At 66.5% G+C, this 21,081-nt stretch carries 16 protein-coding genes, 1 pseudogene and 1 CRISPR repeat array; of the genes and pseudogenes, 9 read left to right on the top strand and 8 right to left on the bottom strand.

Annotation, left to right across the window (positions count from 1 at the left end; all coding sequences use genetic code 11):
- Positions 1-243: 243 nt before the first annotated feature.
- The gene (locus QZY48_RS32640; RefSeq protein ID WP_295438645.1) at positions 244-1,050 is read right to left on the bottom strand and encodes a PEP-CTERM sorting domain-containing protein; all 807 of its coding nucleotides are present in this window, start codon (positions 1,048-1,050) and stop codon (positions 244-246) included.
- A gap of 318 nt (positions 1,051-1,368) precedes the next feature.
- On the opposite strand from QZY48_RS32640, the pseudogene QZY48_RS32645 reads away from it, so the two are divergent.
- Positions 1,369-1,551, top strand: a pseudogene (locus QZY48_RS32645) (AarF/ABC1/UbiB kinase family protein); the annotation flags it as partial.
- Positions 1,552-1,858: 307 nt separating this feature from the next.
- Here QZY48_RS32645 and QZY48_RS32650 read toward each other — a convergent pair.
- From QZY48_RS32650 to QZY48_RS32660, 3 genes are read right to left on the bottom strand one after another with little or no spacing between them, the layout of a single operon-like run.
- Positions 1,859-3,937 carry an NACHT domain-containing protein gene (locus tag QZY48_RS32650; protein WP_295438649.1) on the bottom strand — a complete coding sequence of 693 codons (2,079 nt, stop codon included), beginning with the start codon at positions 3,935-3,937 and terminating at the stop codon, positions 1,859-1,861.
- Positions 3,938-3,995: 58 nt separating this feature from the next.
- Positions 3,996-4,154 (bottom strand): hypothetical protein, encoded by a 159-nt coding sequence (locus tag QZY48_RS32655; RefSeq protein ID WP_295438652.1) that lies wholly within the window; start codon positions 4,152-4,154, stop codon positions 3,996-3,998.
- Complete coding sequence (locus tag QZY48_RS32660; RefSeq protein WP_295438655.1) at positions 4,087-4,944, bottom strand: AAA family ATPase; 858 nt, start codon at positions 4,942-4,944, stop codon at positions 4,087-4,089. Before QZY48_RS32660 ends, QZY48_RS32655 begins: the two co-directional genes overlap by 68 nt.
- A gap of 479 nt (positions 4,945-5,423) precedes the next feature.
- Here QZY48_RS32660 and QZY48_RS32665 point away from each other — a divergent pair, with 479 nt between their 5' ends.
- Both QZY48_RS32665 and QZY48_RS32670 read left to right on the top strand, forming a co-directional pair.
- Positions 5,424-6,749 (top strand): AarF/ABC1/UbiB kinase family protein, encoded by a 1,326-nt coding sequence (locus tag QZY48_RS32665; RefSeq protein ID WP_295438658.1) that lies wholly within the window; start codon positions 5,424-5,426, stop codon positions 6,747-6,749.
- Between the two features lie 517 nt (positions 6,750-7,266).
- Positions 7,267-7,854, top strand: coding sequence for a tetratricopeptide repeat protein (locus QZY48_RS32670; protein WP_295438660.1), 588 nt, complete (start codon positions 7,267-7,269; stop codon positions 7,852-7,854).
- A 373-nt stretch (positions 7,855-8,227) separates the two neighbouring features.
- Here QZY48_RS32670 and QZY48_RS32675 read toward each other — a convergent pair whose 3' ends face one another.
- Positions 8,228-8,581, bottom strand: coding sequence for a MarR family transcriptional regulator (locus QZY48_RS32675; RefSeq protein WP_295438662.1), 354 nt, complete (start codon positions 8,579-8,581; stop codon positions 8,228-8,230).
- A 331-nt stretch (positions 8,582-8,912) separates the two neighbouring features.
- On the opposite strand from QZY48_RS32675, the gene QZY48_RS32680 reads away from it, so the two are divergent.
- From QZY48_RS32680 to QZY48_RS32690, 3 genes are all read left to right on the top strand, one after another.
- Positions 8,913-11,345, top strand: a complete 2,433-nt coding sequence (locus tag QZY48_RS32680; RefSeq protein ID WP_295438663.1) for a helix-turn-helix domain-containing protein — start codon at positions 8,913-8,915, stop codon at positions 11,343-11,345.
- A 285-nt stretch (positions 11,346-11,630) separates the two neighbouring features.
- Positions 11,631-11,873 carry a hypothetical protein gene (locus QZY48_RS32685; protein ID WP_295438665.1) on the top strand — a complete coding sequence of 81 codons (243 nt, stop codon included), beginning with the start codon at positions 11,631-11,633 and terminating at the stop codon, positions 11,871-11,873.
- Complete coding sequence (locus QZY48_RS32690) at positions 11,867-13,165, top strand: hypothetical protein (protein ID WP_295438667.1); 1,299 nt, start codon at positions 11,867-11,869, stop codon at positions 13,163-13,165. Before QZY48_RS32685 ends, QZY48_RS32690 begins: the two co-directional genes overlap by 7 nt.
- A gap of 6 nt (positions 13,166-13,171) precedes the next feature.
- Here QZY48_RS32690 and QZY48_RS32695 read toward each other — a convergent pair whose 3' ends face one another.
- The gene (locus QZY48_RS32695) at positions 13,172-13,915 is read right to left on the bottom strand and encodes a ComF family protein (RefSeq protein WP_295438669.1); all 744 of its coding nucleotides are present in this window, start codon (positions 13,913-13,915) and stop codon (positions 13,172-13,174) included.
- Positions 13,916-14,203: 288 nt separating this feature from the next.
- Between QZY48_RS32695 and QZY48_RS32700 the strand changes: the two genes are divergently transcribed.
- Positions 14,204-14,614 carry a hypothetical protein gene (locus QZY48_RS32700; RefSeq protein ID WP_295438671.1) on the top strand — a complete coding sequence of 137 codons (411 nt, stop codon included), beginning with the start codon at positions 14,204-14,206 and terminating at the stop codon, positions 14,612-14,614.
- 102 nt (positions 14,615-14,716) lie between these two features.
- On the opposite strand, the gene QZY48_RS32705 is transcribed toward QZY48_RS32700, so the two are convergent.
- A complete protein-coding gene (locus tag QZY48_RS32705; protein WP_295438672.1) occupies positions 14,717-15,835 on the bottom strand; it encodes an aminoglycoside phosphotransferase family protein in 1,119 nt (372 codons plus the stop codon).
- A gap of 219 nt (positions 15,836-16,054) precedes the next feature.
- Positions 16,055-16,591: a TIGR02281 family clan AA aspartic protease gene (locus QZY48_RS32710; protein WP_295438674.1), complete on the bottom strand. Its 537-nt coding sequence runs from the start codon at positions 16,589-16,591 to the stop codon at positions 16,055-16,057.
- A gap of 84 nt (positions 16,592-16,675) precedes the next feature.
- Between QZY48_RS32710 and cas1 the strand changes: the two genes are divergently transcribed.
- Together cas1 and cas2 are read left to right on the top strand one after the other, a co-directional pair.
- Positions 16,676-19,642 (top strand): CRISPR-associated endonuclease Cas1, encoded by a 2,967-nt coding sequence (gene cas1, locus QZY48_RS32715; protein ID WP_295438675.1) that lies wholly within the window; start codon positions 16,676-16,678, stop codon positions 19,640-19,642.
- Between the two features lie 40 nt (positions 19,643-19,682).
- Positions 19,683-19,961, top strand: coding sequence for a CRISPR-associated endonuclease Cas2 (gene cas2 / locus QZY48_RS32720; protein WP_295438677.1), 279 nt, complete (start codon positions 19,683-19,685; stop codon positions 19,959-19,961).
- Positions 19,962-20,198: 237 nt separating this feature from the next.
- Positions 20,199-21,042: direct repeats of the CRISPR family, unit length 35 nt; unit sequence GTTGAATCCATTCCAAGCTGCTAAAGCTGTGCGAC.
- Positions 21,043-21,081: the final 39 nt, after the last annotated feature.

The following is a 21,081-nucleotide window of genomic DNA, read 5'->3' on the forward strand; positions in this document are numbered from 1 at the left end:
TAGCCGCGACGCTCGGGCAACCCGCGAGACCTCGTCGCGGCTAACGGCTATGAAGGCTCGTCCGTTACCCCGAAACATGATAAGGAGCTTGGGGGCGCGGCCTCCGGCCGCGATGCGGCACTGTGGCGAACTCCGATGCCGCGTTCCCGCGCGCCCCGTCGCGGCTGAAGCCGCTCCCACAGGCGCCGTCACCGTCGGGTTCGGCTTCGCTAACCCGACCTACCCAACTGCGCCGGATTGGCGTCACGTCAGGTCCCGGCGCGGCCCGCGGCGGACGCATCCAGCCAGCAAGCCGAGGCCGAGCAGCAGCAAGACGGGGGGCTCGGGCACTTGCAGGGGCTCGGCATAGAGGAAGTCGTCCATCACCACGACGTCGTCGTTGGGATTGCCGAGGTTACCATTGGATAGGATGGTGTTGAGGCCCGCGGTGATGCGGACAAGGCCGATGCGCTCGCCGGCATCGGCCACGGCGCCCAGAAACGACAGACCCTGGTTCCCCGATTGCAGGGCGTCGCGGGTAAAGATGGCCGCTCCGTCCTGATCGAAGAATTCTACCTTGGCGGAAATGGTCTCGACATCCACGAAGATCAGGCCAAAGGCGCTGGTAGTGGCGGCTGTGCTGGTGCCGGGCAGGAAGAACGAGACCTCGGTGACGTTACTCCCGATGGCGGTGAACAGCCGTTGGGCGCTGAAGGTCTGGAAGTCGTTTGGGAACCCGAACAGAACGGGGGAGCTTTGACCCGAGTTCGTGCTCACCATGAAGCCGGTGCCGGGGGTGCTGAACTCGACGCCGCGCGGCGAGGTGCTGTTGAAGAAGTCGCCGGGCATCGGGGCGGGGTCGGCGAGGGTATTGGGGACGCCATCCCAGTTGATCTCCCGGCGCTGCCCGCCGAAAGAACCGTTAGGCCCAGCAACGGTGTCGCCGCCGACGGCGGTCCGGAACCCGTCACGGGCCGCGGTGATCGCGGCGGCATCGGCGCCCGCCGCCTCGAAGACCACAAAACTGCCGTGGGCGGCGGACGCCGAGAGCAGCAACACCGCGGCGAGCATAGGTAGGCGTGGCATGGTCCAGTCCTCATCGGTTTGGGTGATCGGGGAGGGTCCCCGGGCGGAGGGGCCTGTGGGGGCGGTGGGCACGCCCGTACTTACCGACGGCGATAACCTGCCCACTTCGCCGTCAAGCGCCCTCTCGAACTTTTCGGGATGGGCTGACCAAGCCAAGCGGCGGCCCCCTTGGTCCGCACCGCGAGTCATCCGCACCGGCGGCAACCGGCCGACGACTTGGTTGCAGCCCCACTCTGCAATCCTGAGGATACAAGTCGGAAATTCAACCGCCCACAACCGCGTGTTGCTACGCTGGCGCTCAACCAACTCTCTGCCGCGCACACGCAGCGCTTTGCCGATCGGCTGGCGCGGATGCACGGGGCGGCGATGAAGATGGGCCAACTGATGTCCCTGGACGGCTCCGACCTACTCACCCCGGAGGCGGCCGCGATCATGGCCAGCCTGTGCGACCGCGCCCAGCCGATGCCGCTGGGGCAGATCAACCAGGTGGGGAACGCGGCATCGGAGTTCGCCGCAGCGCCGCATCGCGGCCAGAGGCCACTCCCACAGATCCTTTCATGTTCCGGGGTGCCGGACGAGCCTGCATGGCCGTTAGCCGCGACGCAAGGCCGCGGTCACCCTTAGAAAGAGCGGTTCTCACGCCAAGGCGCCAAGCTCGCCAAGGTTTTTTCGTGCCTTATCGGCGGTGGGCGATGCACCCGGCGGGTGGTCTGGATGCTGGATCTACCCTATTGAATTTCTTGGCGAGCTTGGCGCCTTGGCGTGAGCACTTGCCGGATCTGGGTTTACCCCTTCAGGTCGGCCGCGACAAGTCCGACCGGCCATCCATGGATTTGCGCCACCCGACAACCTTTGCGCGAATCTCGTCCACGGTCTGAGCAAGCTCCGGCCCCATTCGTTTGAAATCGTTCGCTCTCGATTCGCCGAGCTCCGCGAGCAGGGCGAAGTAATGCGGCTTGAATCGATCCTTGAATCGGTAAGCGGCGAAGGCTTCGTCTTCAAACAGCCGACGGACGTAGGCAGTTTGCTCGGCGGCGAGCAGGACGGTCAGAAGAGTGGTGATACCAGATGCTTCTGCATCGAAATCCAATCTCGGAAGTCTCGCCTCCAACACCTCGAATGCCTTGGGGACTTCCTGGTTCCAAACGTAAGCAAAGGCTACCCCAAGCCCTGAATCCCCGATCCTAAGTCTTCTCATCTCCGAGCTCAACTCAAGTCCCGCTTCGCGAAGCCTGGCATATATTCCATCTGTCTGGTTCCAAAGTTCAACGAGGCCAGGATAAATATCATACCCCTCAGGCGCCTTTACCTTTTCACGCGCTTCCAAATCAGACAAAGCTCCGTCAAGATCTCCGCGCTCCATCCGATGGACAAGCTGACCGCCAATGGCTGTCGATTTCGTCAGGAGAGATGAGAATTCGTCACATAGCTTGAGTGCTTTCTTAACGTATTCAAGCAGCTCGATCCGATCCATCGCTGCCATACGTTCTCTGTCGAAGAGCGGGCGGAGATGCGCGGGAAAAGCGCTTTCGTACTCTTCGACTAGCTCGGTGACGGAGGGCTCGACGCGATCCCGCAGGTCCCCGGCCAGGTACTCCCTCGTCGCCTTCACCAACCGATCCTCGGTCTCCAGGTCCAACCCCGCCCCACGCAATGCCTCGGTCATTAGCCAGGCATGGTCGGGCGCCAGGAGCGCGTCGCTGAGCATGGTCAGGTGACCGAGCGCACGCGCGCGCAGGTCATCCGGCGAGCACCAGATCTCCAGAAACCGCACCAGCCACAGCGCCCGGCGCCGGTCGCCGGGGCGGCCGTGGCGCATCAGGTACCAGATATTGAAGAAGCGCTCGGCGAGCCGGTAGAGGTTGTTCTTGGTGCTGGTGGCCTCGGTGTGGATGACGTTGGCGCGCTCCAACTGCTTGAGCTGGGCCGCGATCTGCTTACTGGGCAGGCGCGTGGCGCGGGCGATCTCACCGGCGGACAGTGCATCCCAGCCCAGTGCGACGGCGTCGACGATGGCCTGCTGCTGCGTCGGCAGGTCATCCATCCGGTGCTTGTAGAGCGGGGTGACCCGGTCAAGCAGGAGTTCCAGGTCGCGGAATGCGTTGCCGTCCCGGTCGAGCAGGATCTCGAAGAGCAGCACCAGGGTGCGCGGGACGCCGGCAGTAAGACGCCTGAGGGTCTCGATCCGCCCTGGGGTGTGCACGATCACCTCCTCCAGTCGCGCCTGCTGCTCCGCGGTGCCCAGATGCCGGAGCAGGGTCAGTGCCTCCTCCTGGGAGAGGCCCGGGAGATTGATCTCGCGGAAGAACTGGTAGAAGGGCGCGCCGTGGTCGTAGTGCTGCTCCAGCATGACAGTGGACGCGCCGAGGATCTGGATGCGCTTGGTGGTGTGCAGGATCTCCCGCAGACGCTGCTGCTCCGGCCGCTTGAGCTTGCCGAAGAGGTCGCCGATGTTGTCGATCAGCAGGACCAGCCGCAGGCCCTGGTCGGCCAGGGCGCGGTCCAGGATGAGATAACAGTCCTTCTCGTAGTAGGGCGTTTCCCAGGCGGCCTCGATTGCCTCCGGAAGTCCTGTGAAGCCCGGTCTGTCGCAGAGCAGGCTTGCCGCCTCCTCCCAGAGTCGGCAGAGGCTGGTGACGCCGTAGAGCTCTTCCCTGAACAACAGCGGGATCAGCCAGTCGCGCGTCTCTTGATTGTCCCGCAGCGCGATCTGGATACGGCGCAGCAGGCTGGTCTTGCCCTGTCCTCGTTGGCCCTGAACAATCACGTGCTCGGGCTCGTCCTGCGGTCCGTTGCTCAGGATCGTTCGCAGCAGCTTGTCGGTCAGCTCCAGTCGGACGGAATAGCGGGCCAGGAACTCGGCCTCCGGCATCGCCTGCGGGTTGTAAACCCCGCCCAGTGTCTCACTCATCGTACTTGCTCTGCGTCGCTCAATTGGCAACGTTGCGCCACCACCATTCCCGGATGACCGGCGAGTTGAAGTGATAGCGCGCCGGGTCCTCCTGGTTGTTGAGGTAGCCGTCATGCTTGAGAATGCCGACGAGATCGACCTGATGCTCCAGCAGGCCATGCTCCACGGGTTGAGGCATCGGGTGGCAACTCCTCCGCGAGACGCCTGATGAAGAGGGGTATCAGCCAATCCCAGCCGATGCGCCCGAGCAGGTGCTCGCGCACCTCCTGCGCGAGGTCCGCGAGGCCGAGACCGGCCAGTTCCTGGTCCAGGAAGGCGCGTCCCTCGTCCGGGGTGAGCGGAGGGATGCGCAGCGTCTTCAGGTCATTGATATGCTTGCTTGCACCGAGGGCCGCCGCGACGTTCTCCAGTCCAATCGAGCCGGCGAAGACAAACTGGATGCGCTCCCCGAGGCTGGGATCGTGTCGGCAGTCGCGCAGGGTCTGGAGCATCCGAATGGCTTCGCGCCGTTCCGGCTCGGACTTGCTCCCCAGGGTGTTCTCCACCGCCTGCGGGAGCTCATCGACCATCAGGACGATGCGCCCATCCAGTTCCAGGCCTCGGCAGAATTGGACAAACTCGCCGAGGTGATCCACCGGCCCGGAGGCCCCAAAACGTACCTTTGAGCCGATCTCCTCAATGCGAATCTGTTTGACCCAGGTAGCGAAGCGCCGGGAGGCGCGGCTGAGTCGACCGACGAATTCCTGATCCAGGAGTGCGGACAAGAGCTTTCGATACAGCTCATCGACCGAATCCACAGACTCCACGAAGACATAGACGGGGAAAAAATCGGCGCTGGGCCGGGCGAGTGCCTGCTTGAGGAGCGTGGTCTTGCCGATGCGCCTGGGCCCTGGGATCAGCAGGTGACGGCCGGACTGCAGGGCTCTCCAAAAGGCGTCTTCGAGGTTCGGACGCTGGAAGGTCGACATGGCGAGAAGAGAACTTTAGCAACGAATTTGTTGCCACTATAGATAACAAAAACTTCGTTGTCAAAGTGACGTGAGCCGCCACTTCCCATCCCGAGGTAAACACCTCAGCGCCCGGCGCCGTTCAACCTAGAAAGAGCAGTTCGCACGCCAAGCCACCAAGCTCGCCAAGGTTTTTGAGCACCTTATCCGCCTTAGGCTATCCACCCACCGGGTGATTTGGTGACTGCGCCTACGCTATTGTCTTTCTTGGCGAGCTTGGCGAGCTTGGCGCCTTGGCGTGAGTAACTGCCAGACTTAGCGTGCAGCGACGCCTGGGCCGCGGACCTGCCGTAAGGGCCGGCGTCAGGGGCCGCCGGCGTCCAACACCCCCAGGCGTTGGGCTTGCCGGCGCCTGGATTGCGCATCGACATCTGCGGCCGCATATTAGCGCCCACTGATAGGCCACCTGGCCTGCAACCACCTGTCGAGGGCCTCGCACCATGGCCAACCCCCAACTCCCCGGCGGCCTGGCCGTCCCCAGCAAACGCCTGGCCCGGCTCTGGCACCTGGGCCGCGCCACCGGTGACCTGGCGGCGGGGGTCGGGGTGCGCGGCTTAATCGAGTTGGCGCTCAACCGCGACGGCGGGATGAACCGGGTCCAACTCTCCGCCGCGCACACGCAACGCTTCACCGATCGCCTGGCGCGGATGCGCGGGGCGGCGATGAAGATGGGGCAACTCATGTCCCTGGACGGCTCCGACCTGCTCACCCCGGAGGCCGCCGAGATCATGGCGAGCCTGCGCGACCGCGCCCAGCCGATGCCGCTGGGGCAGGTCAACGAGGTCCTCTCGGGCGAACTGGGGGCCGACTGGGACAAGCGTTTTCGCCGCTTCAACTTCACCCCCATGGCCGCCGCCTCGATCGGGCAGGTGCATCGCGCCGAGACCCGCGACGGCCGGCACCTGGCCATCAAGATCCAGTTTCCCGGGGTGCGCGAGAGCATCGACAGTGATCTGGACAATTTCACCTTCCTTGGGCGAACCCTGGGGCTCGCGCCCAAGGGCCTGAACCTGGAGCCGGTCCTGACCGCGGCCCGCCGCCAACTCCATCAGGAGGCCGATTACGTGGCCGAGGCCGATGCGCTGGAGGCCTACGGGGCGCTCGTCGGCGACGACCCCGACTTCCTGGTGCCCAGGGTGCACCGGGACCTCTCCAGCACCCGGGTGCTGGCCATGGACTTCGCCGACGGCATTCCGGTCGATCAACTCACCGGCCAGGCGTTTCGCCAGGTGGAGCGTGACCGTGCCGCCACCCTCCTGGTCCAACTGCTGCTGCGCGAATTGTTCGACTTCTCGCTGGTACAGACCGATCCCAACTACAGCAATTTTCTCTACCAGGCAGAGACCCGCAAGCTGGTCCTGCTCGATTTCGGGGCCACCCAGCGGGTCGCCCCCGCGCTGGTCGGGTACTACGGCCAGATGCTGCAGGCGTCCGTCGTCGGCGACACGGAAACGGTGCGCCAGTGCGCCCTGGCCCTGGGCTATCTGGACCCTGGCGCCTCCCCGGAACAGGTCGCGAGCATCGCCGGGTTGATCGCACTCACCGGCGAGCCGCTGCGCCACTCGGGACCCTATGATTTCGGGACCTCCGATCTCTTCGAGCGGATCTATGTCGGCGGCCGGGACCTCTTCTTCCAGGACGCCTTCGGCCACGCCCCCGACCCGGCGACCTTCTTCCTGCACCGCAAGTTCGTCGGCACCTTCATGCTGTGTCGCCGCCTGCGGGCACGGGTGGATTTGAATGGATTGACGGCGGCCTACGGGTGACAACGTAAATGGAAAACGCTCTTGCGATGCATGCCCCTGCGGGATAGCATCTTGCACCTCCACCTGAGTGACTCGGGCAGACATCGGTGAGCCGATATGCCTCGGAACCAGAGCCCCAGACGGAGCCCCGATGAGTCCCGCTCCACGACCTCCCGTCGCCACGAAAGCCGAACCGATGAGGCTGCTTGCCGCCAACGAGCCGGCGCTGCGCCGGCTCGGCGTCCGAACAGTCGGGTACCTGATGCAACGACGAGCCATCCAATGAGCGGCTGGCCGAACAGGGTGCGCGCGGCGCGCAGTCTGACCGAGCGTCGAGGTCTGGCTCCAGCGCGTAGCGCGTAGGGCGAATGCCCGCAGGGCGATCCGCCATGACCCGCGCCGCGGATGCCGGAACCGCTACGCGTTTGGCCCAACGCGGGCTGCAACCCCAGCCCCAACCCGGCATAATGACGAGGCCCTGCCCGCCCACCGAAGCCGCGGCCCCGCGCCGCCCGGGGATGTCCCGTGCCATTCGAGCTTGCCCGCCGCTACAGCCGACTGCCCCGCTGGGGGCGCTGACACCCGCGAGGCCCACCCGGAGCATTGGGCCGGGACCCAGAACAACCTCGGCATCGCCTGGACGGACATACCCACTGGGGACCGGGCGGAGAACCTTGGCAAGGCCATCGTGGCCTACGGGTTGGCCCTGGATGTCAGAACCCGCGAGACCCACCCGGCGGACTGGGCCACGACCCAGAACAACCTCGGCGAAGCCTGGCGGAACATGCCCACCGGCGACCGGGCGCAGAACCTCGGCAAGGCCATCGCGGCCTACGGGCTGGCCCTGGAGGTCCAAACCCGCGACGCCCACCCGGCGGCCTGGGCCATGACCCACTTCAACCTCGCCCTGGCGTATCGGGACCGGGTAGCCATGGGCGGCGGCCGGCCGGACCTGGGGCTGGCCATTGCCTCGGTGCGGGCGGCCGCGAGCGTCTGGACGGATGCGGATTTTCCCTACTACTACCGCAACTCCATCGCCCCGGCGCTGCAAGAATTCCTCACCACCTGGCTCCAAGGCGGCCACGGCACCCAGGCCGAATTCGACGCCATCCCCCCGGCCGAGTAGGGGCAAGTGCCGGTCTCACCAGGCCGCGGGGTGGCAGATCTGCCGGACGTTTGCCAGAGCAGCAAAAGGCGCTGAAACGATCGAGCCTGCCCTGGTACCTCATTCCGCCTGATCTTGCGCCTGCTCAAGCCCCAAAGGGGCGCGACATACCAGCCCAGGGCGACGCCCTGGGTATGCGGTAACACAGAGCTTAGCCCTGAAAGGGCGTGACATCAGGAGCCCCGCCGCTATGTCACGCCCTTTCAGGGCTACGCCGAATAGACAACGCTATCCCAGGGCGTTGCCCTGGGCTGGTATGTCCGACCCCGTCGGGGTCGGCACGCAAGACAACAGCGATTCGCTCTGCGGTTCGCCGGTCGCCGACAACCGTCCCTCAGGCCGCCCGCGCCAGGGGCAGGAGGATCTCGATCGCGTCGAACGGCACGGCGACGGTTCCGTCCGGACCGCGTTCGACAAGCCCCAGTTCCGCCAGGCGCGAGGTTTCCGCAGCGACCTGGCCGGCATCGCCGCCGAGCGCCGCGGCGAGTCTTGCAACGGAGCAAGGGCCTGCCCGCCTCAGGTTGTCGAGAAGATCCAGTCGCGCCGGTGTGATTTCGGCGAACAGCGACTTTGCGGATTCAAAGCCGAGGCGATAGTCGGGGCTGCGCCCGGCGCGGGCTTCCGCAAGCTGCCGAGCGGCGGTCGCGAAGATCGACCCCGCCTTCGTTACCTCGATGATGGCCTTCACCGTCTACCTCCAGTCTTCAATGTCCCGGCGAAAATCGTCGAGCAGGACGAGTTGGCGAGCCGACATACCCGGTATCTTAGCAGTCGATCGGCGGGCGCCCAAGGGACATGGAGGCTCGCGGCGGCTTTTCCGGCCGCTGCGGCGCCTTGGCCCAGGCTTGTCGGCCATCGTACCTATTTCGGCCAGAACGCCCCGCCCACCGACTCTGTCCGCAAGGTCGGTCCTTATCGATGGGTATCGCACGGGACCACTTGGGACCCGCCCCGCGACTGGCCGCAAGGCTAGAAAAGCCGGACAATGCCCCCTGCCCCGCACCGCCGTCGAGACGCAAATGCCCAATCCCCAGTTGCAGTTGGCGCAGGACCTCATCCGCGGCACGGATCTGAGTGTCTTCCTGACCGGCAAGGCCGGTACCGGCAAGACCACCTTCCTGCACACGCTGAAAGCGGACCTGCCCAAGCGCACGGTCGTCACCGCCCCGACCGGGGTGGCCGCGATCAATGCCGGCGGCGTGACCCTGCACTCCTTCTTCCAACTCCCGTTCGGACCCTTCGTGCCCGGCGGGGAGGTCCAGCGCCAGGCGGCGGAGCGGCGCTTGAGCCGGCAGAAGCGCGAGCTGGTCCAGGGCCTGGATCTCCTCATCATCGATGAGATCAGTATGGTCCGCTGCGACCTGCTCGATGCGGTCGATTTCGTGCTGCGCCGGGAGCGCCGCTGCGAGCGGCCCTTCGGCGGCGTCCAACTCCTGATGATCGGCGATCTGCATCAGCTCGCGCCCGTGGTGCCCGGGCAGGACTGGGCCATCCTGCGGGAATTCTATGAATCCGCGTATTTCTTCGGCAGCCGGGCGCTGCAGGCGACCGAGGTGGTGCCCATTGAACTGGAGCACATCTACCGCCAGTCCGACGCGGACTTCATCGCGCTGCTCAATTGCGTGCGCGACAATCGGCTGGACGATGCGACCCTGGAGCGGTTGAATTCACGCTATCTGCCCGGGTTCCAGCCCGGGGAGGCGGCGGGCTATATCACGCTGACGACGCACAACCAGGGCGCCGATCGCATCAACGAGACGCACCTCGACGCGCTCGCCGCCAAGTCATTCACCTTCGCCGCGAACATCCAGGGCGACTACCCGCCGCACAGCTACCCGACGGCCGAGAAGTTGACCCTGAAGCAAGGCGCCCAGGTCATGTTCGTCCGCAACGACGGCGCACCCGAGAAGCGCTATTTCAACGGCAAGATCGGCACCGTCACTCACCTTGGGCGCGAGCGCGTCGTGGTGCGCTGCCCGGATGAGGAGGACGCGATCGAGGTCGCGCCGGTCACCTGGGACAATATCCAATACCGCCTCGATGAAGAGACCAAGGCGATCACCGAGGAGGTCATCGGCCGCTTCACCCAATACCCGTTGCGCCTGGCCTGGGCCATCACCATCCACAAGAGCCAGGGCCTGACCTTCGAGCGGGCCATCGTCGAGGCCGGAGCCGCCTTCTCCCACGGGCAGGTCTATGTGGCCTTAAGCCGCTGCAAGACCTTCGAGGGGCTGGTGCTCGGCACCCCGATCCCGCGCCGGGCGGTCATGACCGATCGGGTGGTGGCGGACTATGTCACCGAGGCCACCCGCTACCCGCCGACCCAGGACCGGATCGATCAGGCGCGCGGCGCCTACCAGCAGCGCCTCCTGCTGGAATGCTGGGACTTCGACGAGCTCGGCGCCCGCTTGCGGCGGCTGCTCGCGCTGCTGCGCGACCACCGCCAGGTGATCGACGCGAACGGCGCTGATGTCATCGACGCGCTGGAGCGCCAGACCCATGCGGCGGTCGTCGCCGTCGCCGCCAAGTTCCGGGGCCAACTGCGCGCGCTGTTCCGGGAGGACCGCACCCCGGAGGACGACGAGCGCGTGCAGGAGCGCCTGCGCAAGGCGTCCGCCTATTTCTCCGAGCACCTCCAGCAGGGCTTGTGCCCCTGGCTCGCCGCCTTCTCGTTCGGGACCGACAACAAGGCGCTGCGCAAGTCGCTCGGCCAGGCCGTCGAGGACCTGCGTCAGGAGCTGGCGCTCAAGACCGCCGGCGTTGCGAGCTGCCGGGAGGGGTTCGCGACGGCCGCCCATCTGGGCGCGCTCGCGAAGGCGCGGATCGACGCCGAGCCCAAAGGGCCGCCGACCGGGCAAGGGTTTGCGCCGCGGCCCGGCGCTGCCGAGGATTCCGGACTGCTGGGGGCGCTGCGGCGTTGGCGCGACCAGAAGGCGGCAGAGGAAGAGCGCGAGGGCCTCGAGCGCTACCGCGTTCTGACCCGCGCCGTGCTGAAGCAGATTGCCGCCACCCGGCCCCAGGACCCGAAGACGCTGGCCGCCGTCAAAGGCCTGGGCAAGCCCTCCGTCGCGCGCTATGGCCAGGAGATCCTGGGCATCGTCGCCGACTGGTGCCGCGGCCAGGGGATCGAGGCCGCGACCGCGGCCGATGCCGCGCAAGATGATACAAAACTGATCAGCTATCGCCTGTATCAGGAGGGCTTGAGCATCGAGGAGATCGCCGGCCGCCGCTCGCTACAACCCAACACCATCGCGGGCCATCTGGCCCACTATATCCGCAGCGGCGAACTCGCCGTCACGGACTTCATCGACGAGAAGAAGATCGCGCGGATCAGCGCCGTGCTTGCGCAGACGGGGCCGGAAGAACTCGGGTTGGTCAAGCAGAGGCTCGGCGATGACTGTTCCTATGGCGAGATCAAGATGGTACAGGCGCATCTGGCGCGGGCGCGCTGACCCTAAATCCGGCAATTGCTCTCACAAAGACACAAAGAACACAAAGAAAAACAGATCATTGAAGGCGTTGCGCCGATCACCGCCCAGGTGACCACGTCGACCGACATATCGCTTTGAGAATCTTTGTGATCTTTGTGTCTCTGTGAGAGAACTGCTCTTTCTCGGATGACCGTGCAGCGGACACTCAATGAGCACTCTCTTCCCCAACCACGACCGGACTGAAGGCACCTTCACCATGATTTCTCAGGCACTCCTGCTCCAGCGCACCAGGGCGTTTACGATTGGATGAAAAAGCGCAATACCTGCCAGGACGCTGCTTGCCTGAAAAAGGTCTACTCGCAGCGCGTTGCTGAACTGACGCGCGAAGGCGCCCCGGCCGCACCAGGTAACAGCAAGTCGGCTGACCAACAATCACTGCCGGGCGACAAACAAGCCGATACCCAAGACGCGGGCGAAGCCATACGCATCGGCTCCGTGAGCGACGCGGCAATGGTTTCCGGTTGCAGTTGTACGGTATGTGGATGCTGAGCCGAACCGCCTGTGGGGTGCGACAGGCAGCGGTGCGCACACTGACCAAGGTCCTGGCTTGGCTGTCGGCACTCACGCTGCTGCTGTTCGCCGGGCTCGCCGTCCAAGTGGTCCGCGACAGCCGGCCCCTGGTCCCCCTGGATCGCACCCTGACCGGCGCCGAGCGACTTTGGGCCAAACAGTGGCTGGCCGCGGCCACGCCGACCGGCCGGCGCGCCCGGGAGCGCATCACGCTGACCCTCTCCGAGGACCAGGCCAATATCCTTGGCGCTTATCTCATCGAGCGCGTCGGCCCGGGCCGGGTCGCGGTGCGTCTGGAGCGCGACCGGGCACGGGTGGCCGCCTCCCTGGGCCTGCCCTGGGACCCGCGGGGGCGCTTTATCAATCTGGATCTGAGCCTGCTGGCGGGTGAGCGACTGCCGCGCATCGAACGGGCGCGCCTCGCCGGCCTGCCCCTGCCGCGGGCCCTGGTCGAGACCCTGGCGGAGCGCCTGACCGCGGCCCTGGACCAGTCAGGCCTGATCCAGCGCGTGGCAATCAAACCGGACCTGGCGCTCCTGACCTACGAATGGCACCGCGACGCCCTGGCCGAGGTCGGCAGCGGACTGGTGTCGGCCGACGAGCGGGCACGGATGCTGCGCTATCAGGGGCAACTGATGCGCTACGGCGCCGGCCGTCCCAAGCGGGCGGTGATCCCCCTGCCTGAGCTGCTCACCCTGGTGTTGACCGCGGCCGGCCGGCAGGACGCCGCCGCGGCGCCGACGGAGAACCGGGCGGCCATCCTTGCCCTGGCCGCCTATGTGAACCGCCAGGGCATCCGCGATCCGGCCCAGGCCGACGCGACGGCCCCCGCTTCCGTCTTTCGCGCCGTGGAACTGCGCGGACGCGCCGATTTGGCTGCGCACTTCATGACCTCGGCGGCCATCACGGCCGGGGGCGGCACTACCCTCGCGGACCTGGTGGGACTCTACAAGGAGCTTTCCGACTCCCAAGGCGGCAGCGGATTCAGCTTCGCGGACCTGGCCGCAGACCGGGCGGGCACCCGCTTCGGCGAGGTCGCGACCAGCGAGCGCAAGTCCGCCCGGCTGATCCAGCAGGCCGCGGCGAGGGGGCTGACGGAGGCCGACATCATGCCGTCCATCGACGGACTGCCGGAGGGTTTCAGCGCGGCGGCCTTCGCCGCCGCCTTCCAGGACACCAAGGGCCCGGCCTACCGGCGCCTCACCGATCACATCGAGCGGCGCATCGACGCCCTGCCCTTCATGCAGCTGGTCATCAAGTCGTTCTTCTGAGGATCGTCAGGGTGTACGCGCGACCGCCCACACCTCCACCGAGCGCGCCCCGGCGCGGCGCAGCACTCGCGTCAACTCATTGACGGTGCTCCCGGTAGTCAGGACGTCGTCCAAGATGGCGACCTGCCCCCACGCAAAGGGCGTCAGGGCCGTGAAGGCGCCGCGGATGTTGCGCCGGCGGGTCGGCTCGTCCAGACCGGCCTGGGGTGGGGTGGCCAATACTCGGCGGCAACACGCGACATCGAGCGGCAGGTCCAGCACGCGCCCGACTACGCGGGCGATCTCCACCGCCTGGTTATAGCCGCGCGCCGCCAGCCGTGCGGGGTGCAGCGGCACCGGGACCAGCGCCTGCGGCAGCGGCGCGGCCCGGCGCTGCACCGCATCCGCCAGCAAGGCTCCGAGCAGGCGCGCGTGGTTGAGCCGGCCGCGGAACTTCATCCCCCCGACCAGGGTCGGCAGCGGCGTCTCATAACGTAGTGCCGCGAGCGTGCACGCGCTGGGCGGCGGGCGCCGCTGACAGGCGCCGCAGAGGCTGCCCGGCGGCCGCGGCGCCGCGAAGGGCAAGGCGCAACGGGGGCAGGCGTCGCGGTTGTAGGGCAGGTCCGCCGCACAACCCTCGCACAGGTCGCGCCCGAGCGCACCCGGCGCGCCGCACAGCAGGCAGGTCGGCGGGAACAGTGTCGCCAGCAGCCGGCCGGGGGCGAGGCGCAGGGATGCAGTGTGGATGTTCGTGATGAGAAGCCGGTTCATAACCCTGAAAAGGGCTGTCAGAGATCAGCCTGGAAAGAGCAGTTCTCACGCCAAGGCACCAAGTTCCAAGGAATTTCAAGGCGTTGCCGGAGTGATTTGGCTCACCCATCGGGCGAGCCGGATGCTGCTCAGATCCCCTTGTTTCTTCTGTGTCAGCGTCCGGAGCGGCTAATCTTGCGGCCACTGCCGTTGGGGTAAAATGACGGCGCCCCGGGGCGCCGAGTGCCCCGCGAAACCCGGTGACCACCTGGGGGTCACCACGCCACTGTCGCTGGAGGTCACGCAGCCATGTTGGAGTATGTCTTTTTTCAGGAGGCCCCGCGCAAGCACTTCCAGGAATTTTTGACCGAACAGGGCCTGGCCTGGACCCTGGAGCCCGGCGTCCTTGAGACCCTGGTGGTCGTCGATGAGGCCGGTCTGGATGACGAACTGGCAGAGCGCGTGGAGTCGATGTATGACGAGCTCTTCGCCGTGGAAGAGGCCCTGCGGGCCGAGCACGCCACGCCGCCGCTGCGCCCGCACGACGGCAGCGGCCTGACCATCAAGCTCCCGGACGAGCGCAGCGTCTCTATCCAGCTTCCCCCGGAACTGATCGACCGGATGCTCACCGTCATCACCGCGGAAGAACTCGAGGTCTTGGTGGAGGTGATCGCCCATGCGGTCGCGGACGCCGGTAGCGCCACGCCCGGAGCGACCTGAGTCACCGCCGGGTCTCAGTACCGCCCAGCGGAACTCCCGACACCAGTCCGGCAATCGCGCAAGAGCCGACAGATTTTTCAATCCCGGGCTCATTGACGAGTATTATCGGGAGTCCGCGCCACCGTAGGCGCGGGCGATGAGTGCGCGGATGGCGGACTCCTGGGCCTCGATGTCGGCCACCAGGGCGAATTGGACGCCAGCCTTATGGAGATTCTGGCCGCGGTAGGCGACGCGGAAATAGCGGTCGCCCTCCAAGTGGTCGTTGAGGAAGCGCAGGCCCAGTTCAAAGGGCATGAGACGGATGCTGTCGTAGAGCACCGCGACCTCCCCACTGGTCAGGAAGTCGCGGGTCTGCGCCGCATAGGCGCTCAGGATCTGGTCGCACAGCGCAAGGTCGAAACGCACCGCGAGACCGTCCGCCGACTCGCCCTGGCGGTTGCAGCAGGAGCGCAGGCAGTCGCCTAAGTCGTGCTGGATCAGACCGGGCTGGACCGTATCCAGGTCGATCAGGGCCAGCGCCCGACCATCCACGGCATGAAACAGGATGTTGTCGATCTTCGGGTCCCCGTGGATGACCCGCAGCCCGATGCGGCCCGCAGCCAGGGCCTCCTCCAGCACCGGAGCGAGCGCGCCGCGGTCATTGATGAAGGCCATGCAGGCGGACTCGGCCGCGTCGCCCGCGCCCGGCCCCGCCGCCGCGCGCAGGGCCAGATGGCGGGCGAGATAGTCCGGTGTGCGGTGGAAGCCGGGGAGCGTGAGCCCCAGGCGCCGCGGGTCCAGGTCCCGGGTCAGCCGGTGGAAGCGGCCCAGCGCGCGGCCGACCTGGTGCGCCTGGGCGGCGGTCGTGAGCCGTTCCAGGGTGACGGCGTCCGGGATCAACTCCATCAGGCGCCAGAGGTCCCCCGCCGCGGTCCGCAGGAAGGGGCGGCCGTCGCGCGCCGCCACCAGGGCCGGCACCCGCAGCCCGTCGCGACCCGCGGTGTGGGCGGCAAGCACGGCGAGATTGGCCATGATCCGCTCGGGCTGCGGAAAGACCCGCTGATTGACACGCTGCAGGACATAGCACCCGGCGGTCGTGGTGACGGCAAAGGTATCGTTGATCAAGCCCTTGCCCAACGGGACCACGGGACCCGCCAGGGCCCCGGCGACAAAGCCCGCAACGATGCCGTGCAGGTCGGGCACCGGGGCCTGGTCCGGACCCGCAGTGGTCTGCGCAGGCATCGGTATAACGGGCGGGGTCATTGGCGATAGCACTTGGGAACGGTTCACTGATAAGTTAAACATGTCCATTAGAGAATGCTCTTGGCGCCGTTGTCGTTGTCGTTGTCGTAATCGAGGTTATCGTAGTGCCCAGGAGTCTCTCGCACCCCAAATCGCATCGTCTCTCCGATTACGATTACGATTACGACAACGACAACGACAACGACAACGATACTCAGGTCACCGGTGCGCACGCAGGGTCAGGGTGTCGCCGCGCTGAACCAACTCCAGTTGCTTCAGATAGCTCATCCCCAGCAGGACCTCATCCCCCGCCATGTTGGGCAGGACACTGGCGCGCAGATTGCGGGCCACCAGCCCCCCCAGGTCCACGCTGTCCAGGCGCGTGGCCCAGGTCTGGACCGTCCCGTTGGCGGTCTGACTCAAACCGCCCGGGCGCAACGCCAGACCCAGGCGACGGGCCAGCGGCAGGGGCAGGGCTACATCGGTGGCCCCGGTATCCAACATGAAGACCACGGGCTGTCCGTTGATCCGCCCGCCGGCCACGTAATGACCGGCACGGTTGCGGCGCAGCACCACCTGGGGCGCGCCGGCCTGACCGACGCCGGCGACCGGCTCCGGGTTGGGGTTGGCCTGGCGGTCGATCATGCCCTTAAAGAACAGCACCAGGAGGGCGAGCCCCACGACCCAGGCGGCGAACAGCATGACGCGGCCGAGGCGCGAGGGGGTGTCGTCGAGACTGGGGATGGGGTCTTTCATGGTCAGGGAGAGGATTGAACCGCAAAGACGCGAAGAACGCCAAGAATTCTGTACCATCGAAGCTGCCAACCCACGAGCGTGATCATGCCCGCGACCGACCCCTACACCGATCCCGACCTCCCGCTCGCCGACCTGCTGCCGCTGCGCGCCGTCGTCGTCACACTGCAATGTACGGCCCCCAGCCAACCCCGCTTTTTCCACCAGGCAGCGCTCACCGCCCTGCTGCGCAGCCTCCTGCACGACGCCCCCGGTTACGACCTGCACATCCGCATCGACACCCCGGAATCCGGCCATACCGACTACCGGCCAGGGGACTATTACCGCTTCCTGATCATCGCGCTGCGCGGCGGTGAACCCACGCTCGCGCAGTTGCTGACCCGCCTGGGAGACCTGCCGCGCGGCGCCCCGCGGGGCGGGCGCGGGGTGCCGTTCGCCGACAACTGGCGATTGGCCCGGTTGCAGGACGCCTTCGCCGAAACCCCGGTCGCGTCGGTCGCGGATCTCAGCCCCTACAGCACCGAGACGCTGGAGCGCGAGCTTGGGTTGTGGATCGGCCAGGACACCTGGCACTGGCAGTGGCTCGCCCCGGCCCGCCTGCTCAAGGAAAAGTCCAGCCGCGGCGACCAGACCGGCGAGGCCCGCTATTGCCGCGACCCCGGGGACCTGCCGCCCGCCCTGCTGCTCGCGCGTCTGCACGATAGCATGGCCGACCTGCTGCGGCGGCGCGCACAGGCGACCAGCGCGCGCGGCGCGCCGCCGCCGCTCGCCTGTCCCCGTGCCCACCTGTTCTGGGTGGATAACGAGTACCGTGACGTCGAAGACCGCGACCAGGTCATGGGCGGGCTCTCCGGGCGGCTGCAACTGGAAGGCCGGCTCAGCCCGGCCTGGTGGCGGCTGCTCATCCTCGGCCAGTATATCGGCATGGGGCAACGCACCGCCTTCGGCTTCGGCCGCTACCAGTTGCGCACCGCCGACGGGGGCTTCAGCTACCGCCGCCCACTGCCCGCCGCCTCCCTGCTGACGCTCGCCGACCGGGAGGACAACCTCGCCGCCGCCTGGCGCCATGTCCTCACCGGCAGCGACGAGATCGCCCAGCTCACGCTCGATCCCGCGGTCGCCTGGCTCGGCGACCCGGACGCCGATGACGCGGACGCTGAGCGCGACGCGCCGCCGCCGCCCATCGAGACCCTGCACGCCGACCTCGCCCGGCTCCTGGCCGGAGACTATCAGGCCCCGGAACTGCGCGGTTTTCTCATCCCCAAGAAGGACGGCGGGCTGCGCCCCCTGGCGGTCCCGCCGCTGCGCGACCGCGTCGTGCAGCGGGCCGTGCTGCAGGTCCTCTCACCCGCCATCGAATCGCTGTTCTCCACCGGTGCCCACGGGTACCGCCCCGGCCACTCCCGGATCACCGCCAGCCACGCCATCCAGGCCGCCTGGCGGGCCGGCTACCGCTGGGTCTACGAGTCCGACGTGCGCGACTTCTTCGACAGCGTGGACCTGCGCCGTCTGCGCGAGCGCCTGAGCGCGCTGTTCGGCGAGGACCCGGTGGTGGACGCCGTCGCCGCCTGGCTCGCCGCCCCGGTCCGGTTCCAGGGCGAGCGCATCGAGCGCGTCAACGGCCTGCCCCAGGGCTCGCCCCTGAGCCCGCTGATGGCCAATCTGATGCTCGACGACTTTGACAGCGACCTGCAGACCGCCGGCTTCCACCTGATCCGCTTTGCCGACGATTTCGTCGTCCTGTGCAAGGACCCGGAGGAGGCGCGCCGGGCGGGGGCCGCCGCCGCCGCCTCGCTGGCCGAACACGGGCTCGCCCTGCACCCCGACAAGACCCGCATCACCGCCATGGACCAGGGCTTCCGCTATCTCGGCTACCTGTTCGTCAACGACCTGGTCGTCGATGTGAGTGGCGAGCGCGGCGCCCTGAGCAAAGCGGACCAGGTCCCGGCGCACTCCTGGCTCGCCGCCCTGGCCGCCCGGGCGGCCGAACCGGTCGATGCCGAGGACGACCTGGCGACCCTGATCGCCCGCATCGCCCGCTGCGAGCCGGTGAATCTGGGCGAGGCCGACACCGAAGGGGTGCTGCTGTGCGTCACCGGCGACCCCTGCCTCATCGCCGCCCGCGACCGCCACCTCACCGTCCTGCGCGACGACCAGGTCGTCCATCACCTGCCCTGGCACGGACTCCAGGCGGTGATCCTGTTCGGCAACCACCAGATCACCACCCCCGCCCTGCGCGAAGCCCTGCGCCAGGAGGTCCCGATCCATCTCGCCACCGGACTTGGCGCCTACGACGGCGCCCTCTGGTCCGGCACCCCCGGGGAGCACGGCAGCGGCCTCTGGCTGCGCCAAACCGCGCTCTTCAGCGACCCGCAGCGCACCCTGCCGGCCGCCGTCGAGGTCATCACCAGCCGCATCCGCCACCTGAAAGAGACCCTGCGGCTGCGCGAGAAGGGCTGGGACACCCGCCTCATCGACCAGGCCCTGCGCGACCTGCCCAAGGTGACTGACGCCGCCACCCTGCTGGGGCTCGAAGGGGAGGCCACGCGCGAACTCTACCGCCGGATCGCCGAGACCCTGCCGGAGACCTTGGGCTTTCAGGGCCGCAACCGCCGCCCTCCGCGCGACCCCTTCAACGTCCTGCTCTCACTGGGCTACACCCTGCTCTACGGCTACTGCGAGAGCATCGTGCGCGCCGTCGGCCTGCTCCCCTGGAAGGGTTTCTACCACCAGGGCCGGGGCCGCCACGCGGCGCTCGCCTCCGACCTCATGGAGCCCTTTCGCCACGTGGTCGAGCGCGCCGCCCTCACCGTCATCACCCGCGGCGAGATCACCCCCGAGAACTTCAGCCAGAGCCCGGCCGGCGGCTGCATCATCGACTCCGCCGCCCGGCGCAAATACCTCGCCCTACTCATCCGCCGCTTCGAGACCCCCGTCACCGCCCTGGGCGACGAAAAGCCGGAGAAGCTCTTCGTCCATCTCCACCGGCAGGCGCTGGGCGTGCGCACCTGGATCAACGAGGGCAAGCCATTCAAGGCGTGGCGGATGCGCTAGCACGATCGGCAGCGCCCCCCGACAACCGAGCACCGCGACGATGAACCTCTACCTTGCCTGCTTCGACATCACCGACGACGCCAACCGCACCCGTGTCGGCAAGCACCTGGCCGTCTACGGTCAGCGGGTACAGCGCTCCGTCTTCGAGATCGTCGTCGCGGGCGAGCCGGAACTCGCCCGGCTCAAGGCCGAGATCAAGCCGCTGCTCGCCGCGGGCGACGACCTGCGCTTCTACGCCATCTGCCGCGCCTGCCGTCAACGCTCCCACAACCACCGCGACGAGCGCGTCGCCTACATCCCCGCCGCAACCATCCTCTGACCCAGCGGGGAACCCCCCGCCGCCCCGGCCCCGGCGCCCCGCGTGCACGAAAACCTCAACCTTCATAGAGGCTTGCGCTCACCCGCCGAACGCCGGTTCCCCAGCCAGCAAAATCAGAAACCTGAGTTGCATTTTCTCGCCCGCCGCGGTTCAATCAGCACCTTGGATCGCAACCGCCGCGAGGTTCCCCGAAAGGCTCCCTAAGTGCGTCTGGGGACAGAGGTTTCCGGGGTGGCTGTTGAATCCATTCCAAGCTGCTAAAGCTGTGCGACAACTTGATCACCAGATTTGAAGTATTTACTCAGTTGAATCCATTCCAAGCTGCTAAAGCTGTGCGACTTAACTGGGTGCTATTTAGTCCTTTAAATATGGTTGAATCCATTCCAAGCTGCTAAAGCTGTGCGACAGGCAAGAAACGCGGATCTACGAGCATAGCAGGTTGAATCCATTCCAAGCTGCTAAAGCTGTGCGACTGAAAATTTCTTCGAGGGTCATGAACTGATTCGTTGAATCCATTCCAAGCTGCTAAAGCTGTGCGACCCTACATCAGCACCACCAGTTTCGCGATTATCTGTTGAATCCAATCCAAGCAGCTAAAGCTGTGCGACTTGCCCATGGTAACGGAGGGTCACTAACTTTTGAGTTGAATCCATTCCAAGCTGCTAAAGCTGTGCGACAATACTGTCACGATAGCAAGGTTGATCATAGATGTTGAATCCATTCCAAGCTGCTAGAGCTGTGCGACCCGTGAAGAGACTGGCGATAGTATTTTCAGACGTTGAATCCATTCCAAGCTGCTAAAGCTGTGCGACCCGGGGCGGGCGCGCCGAAATCGACCTTGGGCGTTGAATCCATTCCAAGCTGCTAAAGCTGTGCGACTTTCGGCCCGAACAAGAGAAATCCCCCTAAGAGTTGAATCCATTCGAAGCTGCTAAAGCTGTGCGACTTCAGCGGCAAGAACCCCATGGTCGCGCCCTTGGGTTGAATCCATTCCAAGCTGCTAAAGCTGTGCGACTACTGGTGTGCCTGGAGGAGATGACCTATGAGTTGAATCCATTCCAAGCTGCTAAAGCTGTGCGACTGGCAGCGCGCAGGACCTCAGGCTCCGGTGTCTGTTGAA

It is taken from the genome of uncultured Thiodictyon sp. (assembly GCF_903828115.1).
Classification (GTDB): Bacteria; Pseudomonadota; Gammaproteobacteria; order Chromatiales; family Chromatiaceae; genus Thiodictyon.